A 22,723-nucleotide genomic window follows, 5' to 3' on the forward strand; every position below is an offset into this window, starting at 1 on the left:
GCCGTACGATGGGGAACCGACCCACCCGCACGGGATTCACCTGGCTGGGTATCCGACATGCAGGTGTCCCTGACATGGCGGAGCCGGCCGGCCGTGGCGCCCGACTGGAGCGAAAAGAGACGGCACATCATGTCCCAGGGCCAGACTGCCGCCGCCACCGGCCCGGCGACCGACTCCGCCCGGCACGCCGGCACCGCCCGCGTCAAGCGCGGCATGGCGGAGATGCTCAAGGGCGGTGTGATCATGGATGTGGTCACGGCCGAGCAGGCGCGCATCGCCGAGGACGCCGGCGCCGTGGCGGTGATGGCCCTGGAGCGGGTGCCCGCCGACATCCGCGCCCAGGGTGGCGTCGCCCGGATGAGCGATCCGGACATGATCTCGGAGATCATCGAGGCGGTCTCCATCCCGGTCATGGCCAAGGCGCGGATCGGGCACTTCGTCGAGGCCCAGGTGCTGCAGGCCCTCGGGGTGGACTACGTCGACGAGTCCGAGGTGCTCACCCCGGCCGACCCGCACCACCACATCGACAAGGGGTCGTTCACGGTCCCGTTCGTCTGCGGGGCGACCAACCTCGGCGAGGCGCTGCGCCGCATCGCCGAAGGCGCGGCGATGATCCGCTCCAAGGGGGAGGCGGGTACCGGCGAGGTGTCCAACGCGGTGGTGCACATGCGCACCATCCGCGCCGAGATCGGCCGGCTCGCCGCGCTGCCCGCGGAGGAGCTCTACGCCGCGGCCAAGGAGCTGCGCGCCCCCGTCGACCTGGTCGCCGAGGTGGCCCGGCTCGGCCGGCTGCCGGTCGTGCTGTTCACCGCCGGCGGCATCGCCACCCCGGCGGACGCGGCGCTGATGATGCAGCTCGGCGCGGACGGGGTGTTCGTCGGCTCGGGGATCTTCAAGTCCGGGGATCCGGCGCGGCGTGCCCGCGCGATCGTCGAGGCGACCACGATGTTCAACGACCCCGACGTGCTGGTGAAGGTGTCGCGGGGCCTGGGCGAGGCGATGGTCGGCATCAACGTCGCCGAGCTCCCGTCGGCGGCCCGCTACGCCGACCGCGGCTGGTGAGCGGCCCGCGGATCGGCATCCTCGCGCTGCAGGGGGACGTGCGGGAACACGCCCGGGGGCTGACGGACGTCGGCGCGCAGCCGGTGGAGGTTCGCCGCGCGGCGCAGCTCGCCGAGGTGGACGGTCTGGTCCTGCCCGGCGGCGAGTCCACGACGATCGGCCGGTTGCTGCAGGTGTTCGAGCTGCTGGAGCCGCTGCGGGCCGCGGTCGTGGCGGGGCTGCCCGTGTTCGGCTCGTGTGCTGGCATGATCCTGCTTGCGCGGGACGTCGTGGACGGTCGGCCGGACCAGCCACTGATCGGTGGGTTGGACATGGTCGTCCGGCGCAACGCCTTCGGCCGGCAGGTCGACTCGTTCGAGGTCGACCTCGACGTCGACGGGGTGGAGGGACCGCCTGTGCACGCGGTCTTCATCCGAGCACCATGGGTAGAAAAGGCGGGCGATGCGGTCGAGGTCCTGGCTCGTGTCGCCGAGGCGCCGGTGGCGGTCCGTCAGGGCTCGCTGCTGGCCACCGCGTTCCATCCGGAGCTGACCGGAGACTCCAGGATGCACCGGCTATTCGTCGACATTGTGCGATCTTCCGGATCCGGTCGGTGATCGCGAGTAAGAGGGGCAGGACATGAGCGGTCACTCCAAGTGGGCGACCACGAAGCACAAGAAGGCGGTCATCGACGCCCGACGGGGCAAGCTGTTCGCCAAGCTGATCAAGACGGTGGAGGTCGCCGCCAAGACGGGCGGCGGCGACCCGGCGGGCAACCCCACGCTGGCCGACGCCATCGCGAAGGCCAAGTCGCAGTCCGTGCCGAACGACAACATCGAGCGGGCGGTCAAGCGCGGGTCCGGTGAGCTCGCCGGCGGGGTGAACTACGAGAACATCACCTACGAGGCGTACGGGCCGAACGGCGTCGCGATCCTCGTCGAGTGCCTGACCGACAACCGCAACCGGGCCGCCTCCGACGTCCGGGTGGCGATCACCCGCAACGGCGGCACGGTGGCCGATCCCGGCTCGGTGTCGTACCTGTTCAACCGCAAGGGCGTCGTGCTGCTCACGAAGGCCGCCGGGCTCACCGAGGACGACGTGCTGCTCGCCGTGCTCGACGCGGGCGCCGAGGAGGTCAACGACCTCGGCGACGTCTTCGAGGTCATCTCCGAGGCCACCGACCTGCATGCGGTGCGGGTGGCGGCCGGTGACGCCGACCTGGAGATCACCTCGGCGGACATCTCCTGGCTGCCGAGCGTGAGCGTGCCGCTGGACGCCGAGCCCGCGGCCAAGGTGCTCAAGCTCGTCGAGGCGGTCGAGGACCTCGACGACGTCCAGAACGTGTGGTTCAACGGCGACATCTCCGACGACGTCATGGAGCTCGTCAGCAGCTGACGGGCCGCACGCCACCGCGCCCGGGACGATCTGTTGGGCGTGTCGTGGATGTCCGGTTGCGCCGACCGATCTACCATCGAACGAGTGTTCTTGCGGGCGAGCGGGCCCGTGAGCGAGCGGGCCTGCGGGCGCGTGGTCGGGAGGGTGGATGCGGGTGCTGGGCGTCGATCCGGGGCTGACGCGGTGCGGCCTGGGGGTCGTCGACGGCGCCCTGGGTTCCCGCGCCCGACTGGTCGAGGCGGGAGTGGTGCGCACGCCGGCCGGCGCCGAGGTGGCCGACCGGCTGCGGGCCGTCGCCGACGGCATCGACGCCTGGCTGGACCGCACCCGCCCGGACGCGGTCGCGGTCGAGAAGGTCTTCAGCCAGGCCAACGTGCGCACGGTGATGGGCACGGCCCAGGCCGGCGCGGTGGCGATCATGCTCGCCGCCCGGCGCGACCTGCCGGTGGGCCTCTACACGCCCAGCGAGGTCAAGGCCGCGGTCACCGGCAGTGGCCGGGCCGACAAGGCCCAGGTCGGGTTCATGGTCACCCGGTTGCTGGGGCTGGCCGAGGTGCCGCGGCCGGCCGACGCCGCCGACGCGTTGGCGCTGGCGTTGTGTCACCTCTGGCGGGGCCCGGCGTTGGCCCGGCTGCGCGCGGCGGCTCCCGCAGCGCCTGTCAGCCGCCCGGCTCCCGCAACGCCCGCTCGCCGCTCGCCGCGGCCCGCCGCGCCTGCCCGCCGCCCGGCGGGGGCGTCATGATCGCCTCGCTGGCCGGCACCGTCCGGGCGCTCGGGCCGCTGTCCGCCGTCGTCGAGGTGGGTGGCGTCGGCCTGCTCGTCCAGTGCACCCCGGCGACGCTGGCCCGGCTGCGCATCGGTGAGCCGGCCAGCCTCGCCACCACCCTCGTCGTGCGCGAGACGGAGCTGACCCTCTACGGATTCCCCGACGCCGACGCCCGCGACGTCTTCGAGATCCTGCAGTCCGCCGCCGGGGTGGGGCCCAAGCTCGCCCAGGCCGTCCTCGGCGTGCACGAGCCGGACGCGGTCCGCCGGGCGGTCGCGGAGGAGGATCTCGCCGCGCTCACCAAGGTGCCCGGGATCGGGCGCAAGGGCGCCCAGCGGATCGTCCTCGACCTGCGCGACCGGCTCGGCCCGCCGCGCGGCGCCGCCGTGCCCGGGCCCAGGTCGGGCGGCGCCGATCTCGGCGCCGGCGGGGTCGGGGCGGCCGGTCCCGGCGAGGCCGGCGCGGTCGCGGACACGGTGCGTGAGGCGCTGATCGGCCTGGGCTACTCGGCGCGGGAGGCCGACGACGCGGTGTCCCGCGCGCTGGCCGTGCTGGCCGCGCCTTCGGGCGACCCCGGCGGTCCGGACCGGCCAGGCGGGAACGCGTCAGCCGTTGCCCCGTCCGCGGTGGCGCCGTCTGCGGCGGCCCCGTCCGCGGGTGCAGCGCCGATCGAGGGCGCGGCCGACGCGGCGACGCTGCTGCGGGCGAGCCTGGCAGTGCTGCGCCGATGACCGCGCCGGAGCAGGCCGCGCCGGAGCAGGCCGCGCCGGCCGCGGGCCGGGCGCCCGGGGGTGGCGCGTGAGCGCCGACGGGCTCGTCTCGGCCGCCGCCAGTGCCGAGGAGCAGGCGTTCGAGGCCGGGCTGCGCCCCCGCACGCTCACCGAGTTCGTCGGTCAGCGCAAGGTCCGGGAGCAGCTCTCGATCATGCTGGAGGGGGCGCAGGCCCGAGGGCGCCCGCCGGACCACGTCCTGCTGTCCGGCCCGCCGGGTCTGGGCAAGACCAGCCTCGCGATGATCATCGCCGAGGAGCTGGCGGTGCCGCTGCGGATGACCAGCGGGCCGGCGATCGAACGGGCCGGCGACCTCGTCGCGATCCTCACCGCGCTGTCCCCCGGGGAGGTGCTGTTCCTCGACGAGATCCACCGGATCGCGCGTCCCGCCGAGGAGCTGCTCTATGCCGCGATGGAGGACTTCCGGGTCGACGTGATCCTCGGCAAGGGGCCCGGCGCGACCGCCATCCCCCTCGACGTCGCCCCGTTCACCCTGGTGGGCGCCACGACCCGGTCGGGGCTGCTCACGGGGCCGCTGCGCGACCGCTTCGGGTTCACCGCCCACCTGGACTTCTACGCCCCCGACGAGCTCGCCCGGGTGCTGACCCGGTCGGCGGGCCTGCTCGGCGTCAGCCTCACCGAGGACGGCGCCGCCGAGGTCGCCGGGCGCTCCCGGGGCACCCCGCGCATCGCCAACCGGCTGCTGCGCCGGGTACGCGACTACGCGGAGGTGCGCGCCGACGGCGTGGTCACCCGCGACGTCGCCCGGGCCGCGTTGCGGATCTACGACGTGGACGGGCTGGGGCTCGACCGCCTCGACCGTGCCGTGCTGGAGGCGCTCGTGGGTCGCTTCGGCGGCGGCCCGGTCGGGCTCACCACGCTGGCCGTCTCGGTGGGGGAGGAGCCGGAGACGGTCGAAGATGTGGCCGAGCCGTTCCTGCTGCGGGCCGGTCTGTTGATCCGCACCTCCCGCGGCCGGATCGCCACCCCCGCCGCCTTCGAGCACCTCGGGCTCGAACCGGTCGCCGATCCGCTCGGCCGCAGCCAGGCCCCGCTCTTCTCGAACACCGGCCTGCTCGCCGAGGGCGGCCTGCTTCCCGAGGACGGCCTGCACCCCGGGGGCGGCTGAGCGGCGGCCCACCGGGCGGCCCACCCCCGCCCACCGCGCGGCGCCACGGCGCCGGTATAAAGCGGACACCACGGCCCTGCCCACCGGCGGCATCCGCTCGATACGTACGATCGCCGCAACACATCAGGAGGGCAGGACGTGCGCGGACTTGTGACGGCGGCGACGGCAGCCGACGGTAACGGCGGCAGTTCCATCGGCGGTTTCCTGATTCCGCTACTTCTCGTCCTGGCGGTCGTCTACATCTTCTCGATGCAGCGTCGCCGCGCCAAGGCTCAACAGCAGCAGGTGTCCCAGCTCCTGCCCGGCACCCTCGTGATCACCACCGCCGGGCTCTACGCGACTGTCGTGGAGCTGGAGGACGGCGACGTCCTGCTCGAGATCGCCCCCGACGTGGTCTGCCGGTTCACCCGCAGCGCCATCGCCCGGGTGATCAGCTCGCCGGACGCCGACGAGACGCACGACGACGGGTCGGCGGACGGCGCCGCGCACGACGGTCCGGCCGACTCCGCGATCGCCACCGGCGAGACGGCTCCGGGGACGGCACCCGGCGCGGGCACCGCCGTCGGCGAGGAGGGCGCCGGGGGGCCGTCCGCGACCGACGGTTCCGACGGCGAGGGCAAGGGCGTGCCCCACCCGCCACGCAAGGAGCTGTAGCAGGTCGACGGACCACCGGAGCGTCACCAGCGGGGGTTTGGAACGTACCCTCGGTGACATTCGTTCGGGTACGTTGGGCACCGCCGGTCCGGGCAACGGCGAGACGAACGAGCGCCGGCCTCCGGCGCGTGAGGAAGGGACTCGCACGTGGCACGCGGCTCGGCACGGGCATCCACGGGAAGCTCCGTCTGGACCCGGCTGGGGGTACTCGGCGGTCTGCTCGTCGTCCTCTACAGCCTGATGGCCGCCACCGGGAACTGGACCCCGCGGCTGGGGCTGGACCTGCAGGGCGGCACGAGCGTGATCCTCACGCCTCGGGCGACCACCGGTAGCAGCGTCGACTCCGGCGCGGTCGACCAGGCGGTGGAGATCATCCGCCAGCGCGTCGACGGGCTGGGCGTGGCCGAGTCCGAGGTCCACCGCACCGGCAACCAGATCGAGATCTCGGTCCCCGGCCGCGGTCGCAGCGACGTGGTCGACCTGGTGGGGCAGACCGCGGAGCTGCGCTTCCGGGAGGTCTACGAGGCCGCCGCGGCGACGCCGGCGAAGACGGTCCCCTCGCGCACCCCCGCCGGCACGGCCGCACCGACCCCCGCGTCCGGCGCGACGCCGTCGCCGGCGGCTGGGAGCACACCGTCCGCGACGCCGTCGGCGGCCCCCTCCGTGGCGCCGAGCCCCTCGGCGTCGAACCGCCCGGCCGCTCTCGGCGACGGCGCGCGGCCGGCCGCGAAGCCGGTGGCGCTCGGGGATGGCTCCGGGCTGGTCGCGCAGCCGGTGGCGCTCGCCGCGAGCACGGGTAAGGCCGCAGGCACGGGCAAGGCGGTCACCGCCGCCGGCGTCCTCACCGCGGCCTCGGCGGCTCCCCCCGCGCCGGCCTCTCCCGCCGCGGCCTCCCCTGCTGCGGCGTCCTCCGCGGCTCCGGCCGCGTCGGCGTCCCCGGCGCCGTCGTCTCCGGCGCCCGTCGCCGGCGCCGCCGCCGCCGCGGACACGCCGCCTGCCGCCGCGGTCGCCCAGTACGACGCGCTGACCTGCGCGGCCACCGACGTGCGCAGGGCGGCGGTCAGCACCGACCGGCCCCAGGACTGGACCGCCGCGTGCGACCGGGACGGGGCGACCAAGTACCTGCTCAAGCCGGCGTCCGTCGTCGGGACCGACGTGAAGACGGCCTCCGCCGGCCTGCAGGGCGGCGGCGGCACCACCGGCGTCACCACCGGCCAGTGGGTGGTCAACGTCGACTTCACCGGCTCCGGCCAGAACAAGTTCACCAAGCTCACCGAGAAGACGATCGGCAAGCAGGTCGCGATCGTGCTCGACGGCGTGGTGCAGTCGGCGCCGCAGACCAACGAGCGCATCGCCGGGACCGCGCAGATCTCCGGGTCCTTCGGCCAGTCCGAGGCTGAGGACCTCGCCAACGTCCTGCGCTACGGCGCGCTGCCGCTGGCGTTCGAGCGTTCTCAGGCCGAGTCGATCTCGCCGACTCTGGGCCGCGACTCGCTGCGCGGCGGGCTGCTCGCCGGGGCCATCGGGCTGGTGCTGGTCGTCGCCTACTCGTTCCTGTACTACCGGGCGCTGGGCATCGTGGTGGTCGCCTCGCTGGCCGTCAGCGGGGCGATCATCTATGCCTCGGTGGTGCTGCTGGGCGCCGCGATCGGCTTCACGCTGACCCTCGCCGGCATCGCCGGTCTGATCGTGTCGATCGGCGTCACGGCGGACTCGTTCGTCGTCTACTTCGAACGGATCAAGGACGAGGTGCAGGCCGGCCGGACGGTGCGTGCCTCCGCCGACCGGGCCTGGCCGGCCGCGCGGCGCACGATGCTCTCGGCGGACACGGTCTCGTTCCTCGCCGCCGCCGTGCTGTACATCCTCTCGATCGGCTCGGTGCGCGGGTTCGCGTTCACCCTCGGGCTCTCGACGTTGAGTGACGTGCTGATCATGTTCATCTTCACCCGCCCGATGGTGGCCCTGCTGGTGCGGCGCAGACTGTTCTCCGTCAGCCGGTTCTCCGGCCTGAGTCCGAAGACGATCGGTGGTCGGGCCGCGGCCGGGCCACCGGCCGCGGCCCCCAGCAGGCCGCGGCTGGCCAAGCGGCCGGCGCCGGCCGGGCAGAAGCGGGAGAGCTGACAGATGGCACTGCTCGGGCGGATCTACCGCAGCGACTTCCACGTCGATTTCGTCGGCCGCCGCCGGGTCTGGTACGCGGTCTCCGGCGTCATCCTCGTGATCTGCGCCGTGAGCATGATCTTCCGCGGCTTCACCCTGGGCATCGAGTTCTCCGGCGGCGCGGTCTTCCAGCTACCCAGTCACGGCGGCACCGTCGAACAGGTCGAGCAGACCCTCTCCAGCGTCGGCATCGACCCGGCGGACGGCGTGGTCCAGCAGCTCGAGACCTCCAAGCAGTTCCGGGTGCAGACCCCCACCCTGACCGACGCCCAGACCGACAAGCTGACCGACGCGCTGGCCAAGCGGTTCTCCGTGACCGACCCGGACCGCGACATCGCCGTGTCCACCGTCGGCTCCTCGTGGGGCTCGACGATCACCAGCAAGGCCATCCAGGGGCTGGTCGTCTTCCTGGTGCTCGTGATGATCTACCTGTCGGTGCGCTTCGAGTGGAAGATGGCGGTGGCCGCGATGGCCGCGCTCATCCACGACCTCGTCGTCACCATGGGCGTCTACTCCCTCGTGGGGTTCGAGGTGACGCCGTCGACGGTGATCGCCGTGCTGACGATTCTGGGCTTCTCGCTCTATGACACGGTGGTGGTGTTCGACCGGGTGCGGGAGAACACCGCGGGGATGGCGACCTCCCACCGCCGTACCTATGCCGAGGCGACGAACGACGCGCTGAACGAGACGCTGGTCCGTTCGCTGAACACGTCCCTCATCGCCCTCATCCCGGTGGCGTCGCTGCTGTTCGTCGGCGCCGGGCTGCTGGGCGCGGGCACGCTGAAGGACCTCGCGCTCGCCCAGTTCGTCGGGATCGCCTCCGGCACCTACTCGTCGCTGTTCTTCGCCACGCCCCTGCTGGTCGACCTCAAGCGGGGTGAGCCGGCGGTGCAGGCCCTCGATGCGCGGGTCGCCCGGGAACGGGGCAAGCGTGCCCGCGCCGTCGCGTCGACCGCGGCCGGCCCGGGGGCGCCGGTGGGCTCGCCGGCGCCGGACGAGCCGGTATCGGGGGAGGTCGCGGCCCTGTCGGCGGGCGGTGCCGCGCTGGCGGACGATCCGGTCGGTCGGCCCGGCGGCCCCGGTGCCCGCGAACCGGTTCCCGCCGGGGCGGGACTCGGCGGGCCCGGCCGGCGACCCCCCACGGCGGGTGCCGCGCGACGCGCCGGTGGCCGCAAACCCGGCCGGCGGGGGCGGCCGAGCGGTAAGAAGCGTCGGTGAACCGGGCGTCAGGGACACACCTGCGTACCCGCGCCCTGCGGTGTACCCGTGCCCTGCGGCGCCCGGGGACGGATCTGGCGGACTAGCCCCGAAAGTGGGATGAGCAGGACGATGACGAGCATCGACGAGGCGGCACCCGGACGGTCCGCCGCGAGCGACGCGGCCGCCGACGTGTTGCGTGGCCACATCCGGGACATCCAGGACTGGCCGCAGCCCGGGGTCGTGTTCAAGGACATCACCCCGCTGCTGTCCACGCCCGCCGCTTTCGGCGTGGTCGTCGGGGCCCTGGTGGACGTCGCCCGCGAGCGCGGCGCGACCACGATCGCGGGGATCGAGGCCCGCGGCTTCCTGCTGGCCGCGCCGGTCGCCGACCGGCTCGGCGCCGCCCTGGTGCCCATCCGCAAGCAGGGCAAGCTGCCGGGCCCGACCCGCAGCGCGACCTACGACCTGGAGTACGGCACCGCCACCATCGAGATCCACGCCGACGCGGTGCGCCCGGACGAGCGGGTGCTGCTGGTCGACGACGTGCTGGCGACCGGCGGCACGGCGGCCGCCGCGCACGGCCTGCTGGCCGGCGTGGGGGCCGAGGTGGTGGGCCTCGCGGTCCTCATGGAGCTGTCGTTCCTGCCCGGGCGGGAACGGGTCGCTCCGCTGGATGTCGTCCCACTTCTGACGATTTGACCTACCCTCGGCCGGGCCTGCGGAAGGCTTCCGGGCGGCGCGGCGTTAGGCTCGGTGTCTAGTCCTCACGCAGGAGCGGCCCGTGCCAGAGGCAGCGCCGGTGACCACCGGAGCGTCGTCGCCCGCCGTGGCTCCCTCGAGGGAGCCACGGACGGCGGCTGATGGTGCGCGTCCTGCCCCGTCTGGCCCGGACCGCGGACCCACCCTCCGTGACGAGGCCGTCCGCGAGCCGGCCGGCCCGCAGCCCGCGAGCCGGGAGCCGCGCGGGGCCGCCCCGGCCCGGGAACCGGCCGGGCAGGCCGGTCCGCCACTGGCGGATGCGCCGCCGGATGACGGCTCACCGGTCGTTCCCCGCCTCGGCCACGAGTCGCCACCCCTGCCGCGCCGGGTGCGCGGGCGCCTGTCGCGCCTCTCGACGCACCGGGCCACTCCCTCGTCGGCCCTTGACCCAGTGCTGCGCGGCCTGCTCGCGAACCACCCACGGGCCGACATCGACCAGGTCCAGCAGGCCTTCGAGGTCGCCGACGCCGCGCACGCCGGCCAGGTGCGCTTCTCCGGGCATCCCTACATCACCCACCCGATCGCCGTGGCGAGCATCCTCGCCGATCTCGGGATGGACACCCCGACGCTGTCCGCGGCGCTGCTGCACGACACGCTGGAGGAGACCTCCCTGTCCGCCGAGGCGATCCGGGAGACCTTCGGCGACCAGATCGCCCTCATCGTCGACGCCGTCAGCAAGCTCAACCGGGTCAAGGTCGGCGAGGCGGCGCAGGCGGAGACGATCCGCAGGATGGTCGTCGCGATGGCCCGCGACCCGCGGGCCCTGGTCGTCAAGCTCGCCGACCGGCTGCACAACATGCGCACCCTGCGCTTCCTGCCCGAGCACAAGCAGGAGCGCAAGGCCCGCGAGACGCTGGAGGTCTACGCCCCGCTCGCCCACCGGCTCGGGATGAACTCGCTGAAGTGGGAGCTGGAGGACCTCGCGTTCGCCGCGCTGTACCCGAAGCGTTACGACGAGATCGTCCGCCTCGTCGCCGACCGGGCGCCCAGCCGCGACGTCTACCTCGCCGAGGTGATCGGCCAGGTGCAGGCCGGCCTGCGCGACGCCCGGATCCGCGCGGTCGTCTCCGGCCGACCCAAGCACTACTACTCGATCTACCAGAAGATGGTCGTGCGCGGCCGGTCGTTCGACGACATCTACGACCTGGTCGGCATCCGCGTCCTGGTCGACTCGGTCCGCGACTGCTACGCCACCCTGGGCACCGTCCACGCGAACTGGAAGCCGATCCCCGGCCGGTTCAAGGACTACATCGCGATGCCCAAGTTCAACATGTACCAGTCGTTGCACACCACGGTCATCGGGCCCGAGGGCAAGCCGGTCGAGCTGCAGATCCGCACGCACGCGATGCACAACCGGGCCGAGTACGGCATCGCCGCGCACTGGAAGTACAAGGAGGACGGCGTCGCGGCCCGCCCGTCGGCGGCCGCCGTCGACAGCGGCGGCGGCCGGTCCGGGCGGCGTCGCGGCAGTCCCGAGCCGGACCTCATGAGCTGGCTGCGCCAGGTCCTGGACTGGCAGCGCGAGACCGCCGACCCGGGGGAGTTCCTCGACAGCCTGCGCTTCGCCGCGGAGACCGACGAGGTCTTCGTGTTCACTCCGAAGGGCGACGTCATCCCGCTGCCCGCCGGGTCGACGTCGGTGGACTTCGCCTACGCGGTGCACACCGACGTCGGTCACCACTGCGTCGGCGCGCGGATCAACGGCCGGCTCGCGGCGTTGGACACCGAGCTCGACAACGGCGACACCGTCGAGGTCTTCACCTCGCGGGCGCACTCGGCGGGTCCCAGCGAGGACTGGCTGATGTTCGTCCGCTCCTCGCGGGCCCGGGCGAAGATCCGCCAGTGGCACGCCCGTGAGCGCCGCGAGGACGCGATCGTCGCCGGCCGCGACGCGATCGGCCGGGCCATGCGCCGCCACGGGCTGCCGCTGTCCCGGCTGATGAACGGCGACGCGCTGCTCAACCTGGCCAAGGACCTGCGCTACGCCGACGTCGCCGCGCTGTACGCGGCGGTGGGGGAGAACCACGTCAGCGCCCCGTCGGTCGTCTCGAAGCTGCTGGTGGCGCTCGGTGGCCCTGAGGGCGCCGAGGAGGACGCCGGCGAGACCGAGCTGCCGATCCGCACGCTGCGCCGCTCCACCGGGGAGCCGGGCGTGCTGGTTACCGGGGCACCGGACGTGTGGACGAAGCTTGCGCGCTGCTGCACCCCGATGCCCGGCGACGACATCGCCGGCTTCGTCACCCGGGGTAAGGGCGTGTCCGTCCACCGGACCGACTGCTCCAACCTCACCGGGCTGCGCGGCGGGCCGCACGACCGGCTCGTCGAGGTCGAGTGGGCGCCGTCGTCGGGTTCGGTGTTCCTCGTCGTGATCCAGGTCGAGGCGCAGGACCGGACCAAGCTGCTCTCGGACGTCACCCGGGTGCTCTCCGACCGGCACGTGAACATCCTGTCCGCGTCGGTGGCCACCACCAGGGACTCCGTCGCGGTCAGCCGCTTCACCTTCGAGATGGGGGATGCCAAGCATCTCGGGCACATCCTGAGTGCCGTGCGATCCATCGACGGGGTCTACGACTGTTTTCGCGTCACCTCAGGCATACAGGTCTAGCGGGACAAAGGGGGCGCCGTGGATGCTGAGACCGTAGGTGCGGGTCTGCCGGCGGGCGGCGGACTGACCCCGGCGCTGTCCCGGGCCGACTCCCGGGGCGACTCCTCCGACGACGCCTCCCGGGCCCTGTCGGCGGCGCGGCAGGCGAGCGTGCGCCTGGCGCACCTGGCCCGCCGGATGGCCACGCCGCGCATGTCGCAGGTGCCCCCCGAGCTGCGGGACATCGTCGAGGCCCACCGCGACTACCACCCGCGGGCCGACATCGGCGCCCTCGTGCACGCCTACGGGGTCGCCGAGCGGCTGCACGCCGGCCAGATGCGCCGCAGCGGGGACCCGTACATCAGCCACCCGCTCGCCGTCTGCGAGGCCCTCGCCGAGCTCGGAGTGGACACGACCACGCTGATCGCGGCCCTGCTGCACGACACCGTCGAGGACACCGGCTACACCCTCGACTCGGTCGTCGAGGAGTTCGGCGGCGAGGTCGCCAACCTCGTCGACGGGGTCACCAAGCTGGACAAGATGCGCTTCGGTGAGGCGGCCGAGGCCGAGACGCTGCGCAAGCTGATCGTGGCGCTCGCCCAGGACTACCGGGTTCTCGTTATCAAGATCGCCGACCGGCTGCACAACATGCGCACCCTCGACTTCATGTCCCCACCCAAGCAGGTGAAGATCTCCCGGGTCACGTTGGAGATCCTGGCGCCGCTGGCCCACCGGCTCGGCGTCAGCGTGATCAAACGGGAGCTGGAGGACCGGGCGTTCGCCGTGCTCCATCCGGCCGAGCATGCGCGCACCGCCCGGATCGTGGACGAGTTCACCGCCGCGGAGCAGGCGTCGGGTTCGCTTGCGGGCCTGGTCGCGCGGCTGCGGGCGGGCCTGGCGGGCGCCCGCATCGACAGCGAGGTCTCCGTCCGCGCCAGCCACCTGTTCTCGATCTACAAGCGGGGGCAGGAACGGGCCCGCGCCCCGCAGGACTACACCGACATCGTCCGCGTCCTCGTGCTCGTCGACGAGGTGACTGACTGCTACGCCGCCCTCGGGGTGATTCACGCGCTGTGGCGCCCGGTGCCGGGCCGGCTGCGGGACTTCGTGGCGACGCCGAAGTTCAACATGTACCAGTCGCTGCACACCACCGTCGTCGACGACACCGGGCGCAGCATCGACATCCAGATCCGGACCCCGGCGATGCACCGGCTGGCGGAGACCGGCATCGTCGCGCGCCCGGTCGGCCCCGGCGCCGACGGCGCCCGGCTGGAGGGCCTGTCCTGGCTGCACAGCCTGCTGGACTGGCAGGAGGACACGATCGACTCCGACGAGTTCCTGGAGTCGCTGTCGTCCGATCTGGACTCCGACGAGGTGCTCGCCTTCACCCCCAAGGGGCGGATGATCGCCCTGCCGCCCCGGTCGTCGCCCGTCGACGTCGCCTACGCCGTGCACACCGACATCGGTCACCGGGCGATCGGCGCCCGGGTCAACGGGCGGCTCGTCCCGCTGCACACCCGGCTGCGCAACGGTGACGTCGTCGAGATCCTGACCTCCAACCTGCCCGGTGCCGGGCCGTCGGAGGACTGGCTGCGGTTCGTGAAGACCTCGCGGGCCCGCGTGCGCATCCGCCGCCGGCTTGCCCGGCAGCGCCGGGACGCCGCTGCCGGCCCCGGCCTGCCCGAGGGACCGGAGCAGTCCGGCCCGGCGGCCGGGACGGACGCCGGCGCCCGCGGCGGCCCGACCGGCGACCCTGGCGGCGGTCCGGGGGGCGCTGCGGGCGGCACCTCCGCGGCACCGGCGCGGCAGCTGGCCCGGCGCGGGGTGCCCAGCCTCGCCGCCGTGGCCGACGACGGGTCGGGCGCGAGCATGCCCGTCCGGCTGGCCCGATGTTGCCTGCCGCTGCCCGGTGACGCCGTCGTCGGCTTCACGACCCATGGCAGCGCTGTGTCGCTGCACCGGCGCGAGTGCGGCAACGCCGCCGAGGCGAGTGCCGACCGGGAACGGGTCGTGGTGACCGCGTGGTCCGCTCCCGATGTCCAGATTTTTCCCGCCGAGATCGCGGTCGAGGCGTTCGACCGTTACGGCCTGCTGGCCGACATCACCGAGGTCCTGTCCGAGACGTCGGTGTCGGTCCGGGCCGCGTCGACGACCACCTCCGAGGACCGCGTCGCCCACGCCCGCTTCACCATCGAGGTCACCGGGCCCGAGCAGCTCGACAGCGTGCTCTCGGCGGTCCGCCGGGTGGGTGGCGTGTACGACTGCTACCGCGTGTGTCAGTCCCAGGCGTCGCCGACCGTCGACCCGCCCGCCCGCGCCGCCACCTGACCCGAGCCGCGGCCGGGTCGGGCGACCCCGTACGGGCACGACCCGCCGACCCGACCGTCGAAGGGGGCCCGGTCGGCGAGAACCGCCACCGATACCGGCGCGCAGCGTGGCGATTCCACCCCGGAAAGTGCCCTCCGCATCCACCGGTGGTAAACGGAAGGTGCCTAAAACTGCCCCATCCGGGCCGATAAGGGTGGATTGTCGCCGGGAGAATACCCGCCACCCTTCCGGGCGCCGTAAATTCAACGGCGACCGCCACTGATCGATGTAGAGTATCTCGCGTATCCCTCGTTTCCAGATGGGAGTGCGCGTGGGTCACCTTCAGGTCATCGTGAGTATCGACTCCCGGGAAGGCGCCGAGCGTGTCGGCCGTGCGCTCGTGGAGGCGCGCCTGGTCGCCTGTTTCCAGGTGATCGGCCCGATGAGCAGCATCTACCGCTGGAAGGGTGAGATCGAGCAGGCCGAGGAATGGCTCTGTCTCGCGAAAACCACCACCGAGCGATTCGACGAGCTACGCGAGCGGCTGGTCGTCCTGCACCCGTACGAGAATCCCGAGATCATTGCCACGCCGATAGTTGCGGGCCACGCCGACTATCTGCAGTGGATCAGTGCGGAGACCGCGCCCGCCGTGCGGAGCTGACGTCCGGTCGCCGCCCCGACTCTGGCGGGGCCGGGGCGGCGACCGGACGTCATGTCGGCGGCGGTGACGTCTCCGGCCGGCGGCGTCGGACCCGGGGAGCCGCGCTCAGACCAGCACGCGTAGCTGGTCGTCGAGGTCCCGCACGGCCTGGGTGTGCTGCCAGGGCCGCAGGTGCTCCCGGGTCCGCCGGACCCGGGCCAGGCCCAGGGAGAAGTCCGTCTGGGCCACGATCGACAGCGCCTCGGCGGCGAAGTGGCAGGCCGCCTCGATCTCCCGTCGCTGGATGTGGACCTCGGCGATGTCGCTCATCAGCAGCGACCGCTTCTTCGTGGCGCCCGGCGCCGTGGCCCGCAGGGCCTCGGTGGCCGCCGCGTAGGCCGCCGCCGGTCGGCGCAGCCGGGTGTAGGTGGTGACCTTGAGCCCGTCCAGCCGGCCCCGGTCGAAGAACTGGGTCCAGACCCGGTCGCCGTCGCTCTCGCCCCGCTCGAAGGCCTCCTGCGCGCGGTCGAGCGCGGCCAGCGCCGCCCGGCCCTCGCCCCGCGCCGCCTGCTCCTCGGCCTCGCGGGCGGCCAGCCACGCCCGGGTCATGACGGTGCTGCCCGTCGCCGCGCGTCGCTGGGCCTCGCCGAGCAGCACGCACGCCTGGTCGTGACGGCCCTGGCTGGCGGTCTGATAGCTCTCGTAGCCGAGCACGCACGCCCACAGCGCGTTGTCGTCGGCCTCGCGGGCGGCCTCGATGGCCACCCGGTAGTACGCCACCGCGGCGGGCAGGTCGTTCATGTCGAAGGCCAGCCAGCCCGCCAGCGCCGCGGTCTCGCCGGCGGTGGAGGTCAGGTCGCGGCGCACCGGCGTGCGGTTCGTCGACTCCAGCAGCTGGGTGAGCCGCCCGAGGTGGTCGGTGACCCGCTGCATGAGGATCCGGGCGGGAACGCGCTCCTCCAGGCCGTACAGGCCCGCGGTGCGCTGCCCCAGCTCCTCGGCGAGCTCCGGGGTGACGCTCGCCCGCCGGCGCAGCGCCGAGGACAGCCGCTCCCAGGGCGGGGTGGTGTCCGCGGCCGCGGCGATCGGCACCACCGCGACGCCACCCGCCGCGGCGAACAGCCGCAGAAAGTCGCGCCGCTCCACGGGAATGCCATTCGGGTCGATCACTTCGGCGTCCGCCTGCAGGACCAACGTTCCGCCGGGTACCACCTCGCGGCCGGCCTGCTGCGGACCGCCGGGCCCGGCCGGGGCGATACCCCGACCCATTCCCGTCCGCATTGCTCCGGCGACGGAGGGAAGCGTCTCGTCGTCCACGAAACCCAGTTCCACCGAAGATCGGCCGAATAGAGCCCGCAACAGCCGCTGATAACGCAGGCTCGGTTTCTTGTCGCCCTTCTCCCACTTACAGATCATGTTTCCGGTCACCCCGGCCTCGCGACCCTCGTGGATGACGGAGAAGCGCCGGATCTCGGTGGCAAGGCGTTCCTGCGACCAGCCCCGCTCCTCCCGGCTCAGCCGTAGTCGGGCGTTCGGTGTGCGGGTCGCGGGCGCACGGCTGGACTTCGACACGTCAGGTGATGGTCCGGAGGCCGCAGGTGCCCGGGAAGCTGCCGAGGGACCGGTCGTGAGCTGCATCGGGGCCTCCGAAGTCAATCGGTTGACTCCTGGAGCTTAACCCTCTGTGAGATAAGACGGTCATAGTCACTGTGGTCCCTTCGAGACCAGCTAGGGCAAAAATGTGGTCTTCCCGGCGCGCGGGTGGCCTGCGTTCCGCCGACGGGCGTCGCCTTCTAGAGTGAGGGCGTGAGAGCCGGACCCCTCGACCGACGTCCTCGACCGCCCGGATCCGGTGCCCCGAGCCGTCCGCTGCGCGCGTGGCAGCGGGCGGCCCTCGACGTCTACCGGTCCCGCTCGTCGTCCGGGGCCCGGGACTTCCTCGCGGTGGCGACGCCGGGCGCCGGCAAGACCACCTTCGCCCTGCAGGTCGCCACCGACCTGCTGGGCACCGGCGAGATCAGCCGGATCACGGTCGTCGCGCCCACCGAGCATCTCAAGCGGCAGTGGGCGGTCGCCGCCGCGGAGGTCGGGGTGGACCTCGACCCGGACTTCCGCAACTCCGCCGGCGCGACGTCGTCCGACTACACCGGCGTCGCGGTGACCTACGCCCAGGTCGCGGCCCACCCGGCGCTGCACCGGGCGCGGACCGCCGCCCGGCGCACCCTGGTCATCCTCGACGAGATCCATCACGCGGGCGACGCGTTGTCCTGGGGCGAGGCGACCCGGGAGGCGTTCACTCCCGCGGCGCGACGCCTCGCCCTGACCGGGACGCCGTTCCGCTCCGACGTCAACCCGATCCCGTTCGTCACCTACCTGCCGGGACCCGACGGCGTCCTGCGCAGCATCTCCGACTCCTCCTACGGCTACGCCGAGGCCCTGCGCGACGGCGTCGTGCGCCCGGTGCTCTTCCTCGCCTACTCCGGCGAGATGTCCTGGCGGACCAGCGCCGGCGCCGAGCTGTCGGCCCGGCTCGGCGAACCGCTGACGGGCGAGCAGACCGCCGCCGCCTGGCGCACCGCCCTGGACCCGGGCGGGGACTGGATGCCGGCCGTGCTCGCCTCGGCGGACACCAGGCTGTCGCAGGTGCGCGCCGGCGGCATGCCCGACGCCGCCGGGCTGGTCATCGCCACCGACCACGCCGCCGCGCGGGCCTACGCGGGGCTGCTGGCCCGGATCACCGGCACGTCGCCGGTGCTCATCCTGTCCGACGACCCGACCGCGTCGGCGAAGATCGCCAACTTCCGGGAGTCCGCGGACCGGTGGATGGTGGCGGTGCGGATGGTGAGCGAGGGTGTCGACGTGCCCCGCCTCGCCGTCGGGGTCTACGCGACCTCGGCCTCGACGCCGCTGTTCTTCGCCCAGGCCGTCGGTCGGTTCGTCCGGGGTCGGGGTCGGGGGGAGACCGCCTCGGTGTTCCTGCCGAGCGTGCCCACCCTGCTCGCCCTCGCCGGGGAGATGGAGATCCAGCGCGACCACGCGCTGGAGAAGCAGCCGCGCGACCCCGACGCCTTCGACGACGACGCGCTGCGCGAGGCCAACCGGCGCAGGGACACCCCCGACCAGCCCGACACGCTGTTCACGGCGCTGGGCTCGTCGGCCCACCTCGATCGGGTGATCTTCGACGGCGGCGAGTTCGGTACTCCCGCGGCGCCCGGTTCGGTGGAGGAGGAGGACTTCCTCGGCCTGCCGGGCCTGCTGGAGCCGGACCAGGTCGCGACCCTGCTGCGCCAGCGGGAGGCCGCCCAGCAGGCGGCCGCGCGCCGCGGGGCCGCCGCCCGGGCGGCCGGGCAGCCCGAGCCCGAGGTGCCGGCGGCCCGCGACGGTGCGCAGCCGACGACCCGACCGGTCCACGAGGTCATCGCCGAGCTGCGCAAGGAGCTCAACCGGCTGGTCGGGGCGCACTTCCACCGCACCGGCAAGCCGCATGGAATGATTCACGCCGAGCTGCGCCGGTCCTGCGGTGGTCCGCCGAGCGGGCAGGCCAGCGCCGCGCAGTTGCAGGCCCGCATCGACACGATCCGCCGCTGGGCCGGCTGACGGCTGCCCGGGCCGGCCCAGCCGCCGCGTCAGCCGCCCTGGGAGATGGCGATCGACAGGATCTTCGCCTTGCTGGCCGGGGCGCCGTCGGAGCCGCCGCCCTGCACGCCGGGCTTGGTGAGCTTGTCGAGGACGTCCAGCCCCGTGGTGATCTTGCCGAAGACGGTGTAGCCGCCGGCCAGCGCCGCCGCCCCCTGCTGCGTCGGGTTGGCGTAGTTGATGAAGAACTGGCTGCCGTTGCTGTTCGGCGCGGAGCTGTGCGCCATCGCGAGCACCCCGCGGTCGTAGGTGACGCCCTCGGTGTTCTCGTTGGCGTACCCGTAGCCGGGGCTGCCGCTGCCGGTGCCCGTCGGGTCGCCGCACTGCAGCACGGAGATGCCCGCCTCGGCACCGCCGGTCTGCCGGTGGCACAGCGTGTTGTCGTAGTACTTGGCGTCGGCGAGCGTGCGCAGCGCGTGGACGGTGCACGGCGCCTTCTGTGCGTCCAGGCTCGCCGTCATCGTCCCGGCGTCGGTGGTGATGGTCATGGTGGCCGGGGAGGTGTCGACGGTGGCCGCCGCCTTCGGCAGGGTGGCGCCGCGGGCCGGGGTCTCCCCGTTGGCGGTGTACGTGCAGGCGCCGACCTTGCTGGTGGCCGCCGCGGCGGCGCTGGGGGCCGCGGTGCTGGCCGCGTCGGCGGCGGTGACGTCGGACTTGTCGTCCTTGCCGGTGAGCAGGATCGCGGCGATCGCCGACGCCGCGACCACGATCGTCACGAAGCCGGCCACGATCGCGAGTCGCTGCTGGCGGCGGCGATGGGCGACCCGCCGTCGCTGCGCCTGCCGGGCCGCGCGAGCCTCGGCGAGCTCGCGCTGCCGTCGCTCCTTGGAACTGGCCACCGTCGCCGGCCTCCTCACATCCCGAACCTGGCAGGTTCCTCGCTGTTGCGTCCCGTCCGTCCCGCGGCGGTGGACACATGTGGTCTGTGCACCGTAACCGTTGGGCGGCGCCCGGCTGGGCAGCGCACCTGTGGCGAGCATGCCGAAGCCGCCTGTGCGCCCGCTGTGCGCCGGAGGCGTCGGCGGTGGCTGGTAGCGTTGCCGCAAGGTGAGGTGCGGTACCGATCAGGGGCTGACGCGATTCATGCTCGATAAGCGTTTTATCCGGGAGAATCCGCAGGCCGTGCGGGACGCGGTCGCGGTCAAGGGCATTGACCTGGATGTCGACGAACTACTCCAGCTCGACCAGGACAATCGCAAGTTGCAGTTCGAGGTGGACGAGGCGCAGGCCCGGCGCAAGAGCTTCGCCAAGCAGTTCGCCAAGGCCGACGAGGCCCGCCGGGCCGAGCTGCGCGTCGAGCACGAGGCGTTCGACGCCCAGCTCAAGGACCTGCGCGAGCAGCTCGCCCGCACGGGTGCGCGATTGTCCGAGCTGATGCTGCTGACGCCGAACATCCCCTGGTCGGGGGCGCCGGTGGGGCCGGACGAGGCGGCCAACGTGGTGCTGCGCACCGTCGGCACGCCCCCGGAGTTCGACTTCACCCCGCTCGACCACACCGAGCTCGCCGAAAAGCGCGGCTGGGCCGAGTTCGCCCGCGCCCGCAAGGTCGCCGGCGAGCGGGCCTACGCGCTCGTCGGCGACATGGTGATGCTGGAGCGGGCGGTGCACTCCTACGCGCTGGACCTGCTGCGCGGCCGGGAGTTCACCCCGGTGGCGGTTCCCGCGCTCGTCCGCGAGGAGCCGCTGATCGGCACGGGGATGCTGCCGAAGGCCCGGGAGGAGATCTACGCGATCCCCGAGGACGACCTGTACCTGGCCGGAACCGCCGAGGTGGCCCTCGTGGGCCTGCATGCGGGGGAGATCCTCGACGCCGCCCGCCTGCCGATCCGCTACGCCGGGATCTCGCCGTGCTTCCGCCGGGAGATCGGCAGCGCCAGCCGGGACGTCCGCGGCCTGCTGCGCGTGCACCAGTTCGAGAAGGTCGAGCAGTTCGTCCTGTGCGCCGCAGACGAGGCCGAGTCGGCCCGCTGGCACGCCGAGCTGCTCGCCACCGCCGAGCGGATCCTGTCCGACCTCGGGCTGTGCTACGAGGTCGTCGAGTGCGCCACCGGGGACATGGGCGTCGGCAAGTTCCGGATGAACGACATCAACACCTGGTTTCCGTCGCTGGGGCGCTTCCGGGAGACGCACAGCTGCTCCACGCTGCACGACTGGCAGGCCCGCCGGGCGAACCTGCGCTACCGAGACCCCGACGGCACGATCCGCTTCGCCCACACACTGAACAACACCGCGGTGGCCACCCCCCGACTGCTGGCGGCGCTGCTGGAGAACTTCCAGACCGCGGACGGCGCGGTGCGCGTCCCCGAGGTGCTGCGGCCCTACCTGGGTGGGCGCGAGCTGATCTGAGCGCCGCCGCGGCGGCGCTCCCGGGCGGCCCGGACCAGGGCCGGCCCGGCCACCGCGAGGCGCCGCGGCAGCCCGACGGCCACCCGGCGTTCCAGCACCCGGTAGTCGGCCCGCTCCACCTCATCGAGGATCTCCCGGTAGAGGACGAATGCGGTGCGCATGCAGTCCCGCGAGGTGGGGTGCAGCAGTCGGATACCGGGCGCCGCCGCCCGGAACAGCTCCCGGGCCCGGCTGATCTCGAACGCCAGCAGCCGGCGGACCGGCCCGTCGACGACCCCGGCGGCCAGATGCTCCCGGGTGACGCCGAACAGCGCCAGCGACGTCTGCGGCAGGTACACCCGCCCGCGGCGCAGGTCCTCCCCGACGTCCCGGATGAAGTTGGCGTGCTGGAAGGCCAGGCCGAGGTCGCGCGCGTAGGGCAGCGCGCTGTCGTCGACCGGTTCGAGCAGCGGCACCATCTGCAGGCCGATGACCGCGGCTGAGCCGTGCATGTAGACCAGCAGGTCCTCCCATGTCGCGTACCCGGTGACGGTCAGGTCCATCGCCATCGAGGACAGGAACGCGGCGAAGTGGTCGGGGTCGAGCGCGAAGCGACGGATCGTGTCGACGACCGCCGGCAGCACCGACACCTCGCTCGCCGCCCCGTTCTGACCGCCGTCCTCGCCCGAGACCTGGGCGTCGACGGCGTGGGCGGGCACGCCGTCGCGCAGCGCGGCGAGGAACCGGCCACTCCAGGCCTGCAGCCGGACGGCCCGCTCGTCGCCGGTCAGCGCCGAGTCGAGGTCGTCGACGATGTCGTCGGCGTGGCGGGCGAAGCCGTACAGGGCATGTACGTGCGCCCGCTTCCACGGCGGCAGCAGCAGGGTCGCCAGGTAGTAGGTGCGCCCGTGGGCGGCGTTGAGGGCGCGGGCTCGTGCATACGACGCGCGCAACCGGGGATCGGTGATCCCGGCCGCGTCGAGCTCCCCCACGGCATTCAGCCTAACGGTACTGACGGTAGGCCCTGTCAACGTCGCATCCAGGATCGGGTTGGGCCCCCGGTCCTAAATCTCCGAACATCATGATCGACTGTCGGAGTCGGGTCGCGGCTGTTCCGCGGAACACCATGATCGTTTCCTGGTGTCGAGGTCAGGGCGGGGCGCGGTTCTGGCACCGGATGGGTTCCGTTCCGCGGACCATGATGTTTTTCTGCTGGTTTCGCGTCCCGCCGCGGGCTCCACGCCCGTGCCGTGCCGGTGTTGCTGCCGGGGCGGGACTCTGCTCCGGACATGATCGGCGGGGTCCGGCCTGCGGTCCGGCGGTGCGGGCGGTTCCGCGGAACACCATGATCATCGGT

18 protein-coding genes are annotated in these 22,723 nt (G+C 73.2%); 15 read left to right on the forward strand and 3 right to left on the reverse strand.

Annotation, left to right across the window (positions count from 1 at the left end):
* Positions 1–129: 129 nt before the first annotated feature.
* The 13 genes from pdxS to cutA all read left to right on the forward strand — a co-directional run bounded on the left by pdxS (position 130) and on the right by cutA (position 15,426).
* Positions 130–1,062 (forward strand): pyridoxal 5'-phosphate synthase lyase subunit PdxS, encoded by a 933-nt coding sequence (pdxS, locus tag FRAAL_RS09320; RefSeq protein WP_011603301.1) that lies wholly within the window; start codon positions 130–132, stop codon positions 1,060–1,062.
* Positions 1,059–1,658 (forward strand): pyridoxal 5'-phosphate synthase glutaminase subunit PdxT, encoded by a 600-nt coding sequence (gene pdxT, locus FRAAL_RS09325; RefSeq protein WP_011603302.1) that lies wholly within the window; start codon positions 1,059–1,061, stop codon positions 1,656–1,658. The genes pdxS and pdxT overlap by 4 nt, the downstream gene beginning before the upstream one ends.
* 22 nt (positions 1,659–1,680) lie before the next feature.
* Positions 1,681–2,436 carry a YebC/PmpR family DNA-binding transcriptional regulator gene (locus FRAAL_RS09330; RefSeq protein WP_011603303.1) on the forward strand — a complete coding sequence of 252 codons (756 nt, stop codon included), beginning with the start codon at positions 1,681–1,683 and terminating at the stop codon, positions 2,434–2,436.
* A 148-nt stretch (positions 2,437–2,584) separates the two neighbouring features.
* Entirely contained in the window at positions 2,585–3,178 is a 594-nt protein-coding gene (gene ruvC, locus FRAAL_RS09335) for a crossover junction endodeoxyribonuclease RuvC (protein ID WP_011603304.1), read from the forward strand.
* Positions 3,175–3,933, forward strand: coding sequence for a Holliday junction branch migration protein RuvA (gene ruvA, locus FRAAL_RS09340; RefSeq protein WP_011603305.1), 759 nt, complete (start codon positions 3,175–3,177; stop codon positions 3,931–3,933). Before ruvC ends, ruvA begins: the two co-directional genes overlap by 4 nt.
* A 67-nt stretch (positions 3,934–4,000) precedes the next feature.
* Complete coding sequence (gene ruvB / locus FRAAL_RS09345) at positions 4,001–5,101, forward strand: Holliday junction branch migration DNA helicase RuvB (RefSeq protein ID WP_011603306.1); 1,101 nt, start codon at positions 4,001–4,003, stop codon at positions 5,099–5,101.
* Positions 5,102–5,239: 138 nt separating this feature from the next.
* Positions 5,240–5,755 carry a preprotein translocase subunit YajC gene (yajC, locus tag FRAAL_RS09350; protein ID WP_011603307.1) on the forward strand — a complete coding sequence of 172 codons (516 nt, stop codon included), beginning with the start codon at positions 5,240–5,242 and terminating at the stop codon, positions 5,753–5,755.
* Between the two features lie 147 nt (positions 5,756–5,902).
* Positions 5,903–7,876 carry a protein translocase subunit SecD gene (secD, locus tag FRAAL_RS09355; RefSeq protein WP_011603309.1) on the forward strand — a complete coding sequence of 658 codons (1,974 nt, stop codon included), beginning with the start codon at positions 5,903–5,905 and terminating at the stop codon, positions 7,874–7,876.
* A 3-nt stretch (positions 7,877–7,879) separates the two neighbouring features.
* On the forward strand, positions 7,880–9,133 hold the full coding sequence (secF, locus tag FRAAL_RS09360) for a protein translocase subunit SecF (RefSeq protein WP_011603310.1): 1,254 nt from the start codon (positions 7,880–7,882) through the stop codon (positions 9,131–9,133).
* 111 nt (positions 9,134–9,244) lie between these two features.
* Positions 9,245–9,814, forward strand: a complete 570-nt coding sequence (locus tag FRAAL_RS09365; RefSeq protein WP_011603311.1) for an adenine phosphoribosyltransferase — start codon at positions 9,245–9,247, stop codon at positions 9,812–9,814.
* Positions 9,815–9,896: 82 nt separating this feature from the next.
* Positions 9,897–12,479, forward strand: coding sequence for a RelA/SpoT family protein (locus FRAAL_RS09370; RefSeq protein WP_041939062.1), 2,583 nt, complete (start codon positions 9,897–9,899; stop codon positions 12,477–12,479).
* Between the two features lie 18 nt (positions 12,480–12,497).
* Positions 12,498–14,786: a RelA/SpoT family protein gene (locus FRAAL_RS09375; protein WP_011603313.1), complete on the forward strand. Its 2,289-nt coding sequence runs from the start codon at positions 12,498–12,500 to the stop codon at positions 14,784–14,786.
* A 310-nt stretch (positions 14,787–15,096) separates the two neighbouring features.
* Entirely contained in the window at positions 15,097–15,426 is a 330-nt protein-coding gene (gene cutA / locus FRAAL_RS09380) for a divalent-cation tolerance protein CutA (RefSeq protein ID WP_041940337.1), read from the forward strand.
* Between the two features lie 105 nt (positions 15,427–15,531).
* On the opposite strand, the gene FRAAL_RS09385 is transcribed toward cutA, so the two are convergent.
* Positions 15,532–17,043: a helix-turn-helix domain-containing protein gene (locus FRAAL_RS09385; protein WP_041939063.1), complete on the reverse strand. Its 1,512-nt coding sequence runs from the start codon at positions 17,041–17,043 to the stop codon at positions 15,532–15,534.
* A gap of 168 nt (positions 17,044–17,211) precedes the next feature.
* Here FRAAL_RS09385 and FRAAL_RS09390 point away from each other — a divergent pair, with 168 nt between their 5' ends.
* Positions 17,212–19,002 (forward strand): DEAD/DEAH box helicase, encoded by a 1,791-nt coding sequence (locus tag FRAAL_RS09390; protein WP_011603316.1) that lies wholly within the window; start codon positions 17,212–17,214, stop codon positions 19,000–19,002.
* 29 nt (positions 19,003–19,031) lie between these two features.
* On the opposite strand, the gene FRAAL_RS09395 is transcribed toward FRAAL_RS09390, so the two are convergent.
* The gene (locus FRAAL_RS09395; protein WP_041939064.1) at positions 19,032–19,880 is read right to left on the reverse strand and encodes a peptidylprolyl isomerase; all 849 of its coding nucleotides are present in this window, start codon (positions 19,878–19,880) and stop codon (positions 19,032–19,034) included.
* A 244-nt stretch (positions 19,881–20,124) separates the two neighbouring features.
* Here FRAAL_RS09395 and serS point away from each other — a divergent pair, with 244 nt between their 5' ends.
* On the forward strand, positions 20,125–21,387 hold the full coding sequence (serS, locus tag FRAAL_RS09400) for a serine--tRNA ligase (protein ID WP_041939065.1): 1,263 nt from the start codon (positions 20,125–20,127) through the stop codon (positions 21,385–21,387).
* Here serS and FRAAL_RS09405 read toward each other — a convergent pair.
* Positions 21,360–22,358 carry a phytoene/squalene synthase family protein gene (locus FRAAL_RS09405; RefSeq protein WP_085949667.1) on the reverse strand — a complete coding sequence of 333 codons (999 nt, stop codon included), beginning with the start codon at positions 22,356–22,358 and terminating at the stop codon, positions 21,360–21,362. The genes serS and FRAAL_RS09405 overlap by 28 nt on opposite strands.
* Positions 22,359–22,723: the final 365 nt, after the last annotated feature.

The organism is Frankia alni ACN14a, from assembly GCF_000058485.1.
Taxonomy (GTDB): domain Bacteria; phylum Actinomycetota; class Actinomycetes; order Frankiales; family Frankiaceae; genus Frankia; species Frankia alni.